This window comes from Methanospirillum sp. (genome assembly GCF_028679455.1).
Classification (GTDB): Archaea; Halobacteriota; Methanomicrobia; order Methanomicrobiales; family Methanospirillaceae; genus Methanospirillum.
In genome coordinates, this window is sequence record NZ_JAJRBM010000356.1 from 1 (window position 1) to 2,517 (window position 2,517).

The window sequence follows — 2,517 nt, forward strand, 5'->3', positions numbered from 1 at the left end:
AAGGAATTGCGCCAGGTTTCCCCCGCTTTCAACCGTTGAGATGAGATCCTGAAGAAAGTCACGGAGTTTTCTGCTTGGCGTTGTCTCGGTTACGTGTTTCAATGCGTTTATAATGTCATATCCAAAAAAATCAGAATCCCTTACAGCCTGACGAAATTCTAAAGCTACTTCGCCATATATTGCAGACATTTCAGAGAGGGATCTGAGGATGGTGATGATCTCAGCTCCCCCTTTCCTCATGGCATACATATATGAGACAGCATTGGGAAGCCCTATGGCAATTTTTGTCTCCCTGGATTTTTTTGTCAGTGAAGGAATAATGGTATAAATCCAGTAGCCCAGGAACCCCCCGATAATAAACAGGATCAATGCCAGAACAACCTGGATCAGGATTATTATTGGCAGACCCTGAGTATTGGGATCAAATGACAGGTTCAATACATTATATAATTCCGGTTTTAATCCCAGATTCAGGGAGAAAAGGGCGAATCCGAGGATAAATCCGCATATGCCGAATATAATCCCGGTTGCCAGGCCTGCCAGGATTGCCCGGTTTAAAAACTGCTCAACGGTAAGGCCTGACCTGATCCCGATAATGTCAGTATGAAGACTATGAAATTTGTCCGGGTTTTTGTATATCCAGTTTTTAACAATTTTATCGGCGATCATGCTACGAGTGCAGAAAGATCATCAAGATTGTCGATTACATTATCCTTGTCGATGTAATATGCCTGGATTATCTTGGTAAAACTCACGTAGTCCCTGATACTCTGGTCTTTCACTGCAGAAAGTACATCTTTCCGGCGATTCATCTCCTCTATCAGTTTTTCAGGACCCCATCCATGGAATGTAGCAATATCTCCCAGAACCTGGGATCTGCCTGTATATGAAAAATCATCGCTCACCGGGTCGTATTCGAATACCGTGTTTACCATGATATTACCTGTTGCAGGATCAATCCCGGCAATCTCAACGATCTCGTCGCATCGCCTGACCCGGTCAGGTCCGATCTGGATCTGTCTCTGAATGCTCATGATATTCAATGCCTGGAGCATGTTTCGTGGCACATTTAACGGTTCATTTTCAAGCCGGTGAATTGCAGCATCAACACTCCCTGCATGCATGGTGGAGAATGTGGTATGTCCGGTGTTCATTGCCTGGAACAATGTCTGTGCTTCATGACCCCGCACCTCTCCGACAAGGATGTACTCCGGCCGTTGTCTCATGGCAGCTTTCAGGAGCATGAACATGTCAACCTGGGTTCCTCCACCTTCGGCAACAATCTCTCTCGTTACACTGGCTATCCAGTTGTCATGAAAGAGCGTGACTTCCCGGGTATCTTCAATGGATATAACCTTTGCCAGGGGGGGAATGAAAAGAGATACGGCATTAAGCGATGTGGTTTTACCGGAAGCGGTTCCCCCGATAAATACGAGGCTCATGTTATTCTCAATTGAAAGCCAGAAGTATACAAGCATCTCCACGTTAAATGTATGAAGATCCATAAGGTCAACGGGAGTAAAGGGAGTCTCGCGGAATTTCCTGATGGTAAATGATGTTCCCCTTGAGGTCACTTCGGTACCAAAGGTCAGTTGCAGACGTGATCCCTCGGGCATCGTCGCATCGATGATCGGGCTTGCTGATGAGATGTGTTTCCCTGAACGCTGTGCGAGGGTGATAGCGAGAGATATCAGTGAATTCGTATCAAAAGAGATATTAGTCTTGATATTCTGTTCTTTCCGGTGAAACAGGAAGATCGGTACATTATCCCCGTCACATGAAATATCTTCGATAAGGGGATCGATCATAAGGGCATTAATTCTTCCCCAGCCAAGGTAGTTTCTGATAAGATAATACTCAACTTTATACCGGGACTTGATATCGATATGAAGTCCGTAATATGAGATTAGATCCTCAACCTTTGAGATGAGCAGTTTTTTTCTCTCTATCCCCAGTTCATCATCGGTCAGGATAAGAACATCCCTGAGATCTTCGTGAAGACGTTCAAGCAGTTCATACTCAAACGGAGAGAGCTCAGGTTCAAAAAGGAGATATTCTTTCAGTTTTGTCCTGCTGTTGAGTGCAATTACCACTCTTGCCCGGCCAGGCTCCACCCAGTATTCCTGTATTGATGAATACGGGGGGGGAAGATGAAAATCAAGAAGACTTCCGTGTTTTTCAAGATTATATGTTTCGACTCCCTTTTTCTGTACTATTGATAATTTCTTCAGGAGTTTTCGTTCATATTTAAGATCCGTGCTCTCCTTTTCGGTTATGAAGGTAGTACTCAGGTCTTTCTCCCGTGCTGTTATCTCTTCTTCATGCTTTTGAAGGACTGGGAGTTTTATGCGTGTGATGCCGGTTTTTTGAGTATCCGGAGTAGGATTGTCGGCTGCACTGAGAGCAACCTTTGGTACCGGCTTAATGCCAGGTACTTTTATTTTGGAGGGTCTCTGTGTCTTATCTGCAGTTTTTTTGGATCCGGTTTTCGAATCCGTTCTTCCATTCCCGATACTT

2 protein-coding genes are annotated in these 2,517 nt (G+C 44.7%); both read right to left on the bottom strand.

Features of this window, described 5'->3' with window-relative positions; translation table 11 throughout:
• Positions 1 to 669: type II secretion system F family protein (locus LUQ50_RS12125; protein ID WP_300040097.1), on the bottom strand; the 669-nt coding region annotated here is incomplete at its 3' end.
• Positions 666 to 2,517: type II/IV secretion system ATPase subunit (locus tag LUQ50_RS12130; protein WP_367279008.1), on the bottom strand; the 1,852-nt coding region annotated here is incomplete at its 5' end. The genes LUQ50_RS12125 and LUQ50_RS12130, both read right to left, overlap by 4 nt.